A 501-nucleotide genomic window follows, 5' to 3' on the forward strand; every position below is an offset into this window, starting at 1 on the left:
GATGAATCATTCGTACCAGTAGATTCACGTGAATCCCTCTCTTGCTTTTGTTTCAAAATCCATGTCGAACCAGCACCCAAATAGAGCTCAGCGGTAGAACGATCATCAACATGAGCACCCCCTTCAAGGGTAGAGGCACTGGCTAAAATTTTCACTAAAGCTCCCCTCTCAGCTCTTAACAATGAACGCCCTGAAAGGGTACTTTGCATTAAATTAACAACACCATAAGTACTATCGGTACTATAAAGAGCCACACTGTCTGGAGCAGAAAACATTGTCTGCCTCAAATTAATAGCCTCCAATCTGGGTAGCGTTTTTTCCTCTTCTAGCTTTCCTCTATTCTCAAATTCCTCCCCTGGCTTTTCTCCTCGAAAATAGATACCGTAAGATCCTTCACCCTCCACTGTAACAGAAGAAGATGTGAGATTAACCTCAGTCATACGATCACGCTCAGACAAATTCTCATACAGTGGAATCGAATTAACAATACTAACTGTATTT

The 501-nt window shown here is 41.9% G+C and carries 1 pseudogene; it reads right to left on the bottom strand.

Features of this window, described 5'->3' with window-relative positions:
• Nucleotides 1–501: pseudogene (locus ACFINO_RS11675) on the bottom strand (autotransporter outer membrane beta-barrel domain-containing protein); the annotation flags it as partial.

Origin of the sequence: Bartonella sp. AA83SXKL, assembly GCF_042196965.1 — a bacterium.
GTDB lineage: Bacteria > Pseudomonadota > Alphaproteobacteria > Rhizobiales > Rhizobiaceae > Bartonella.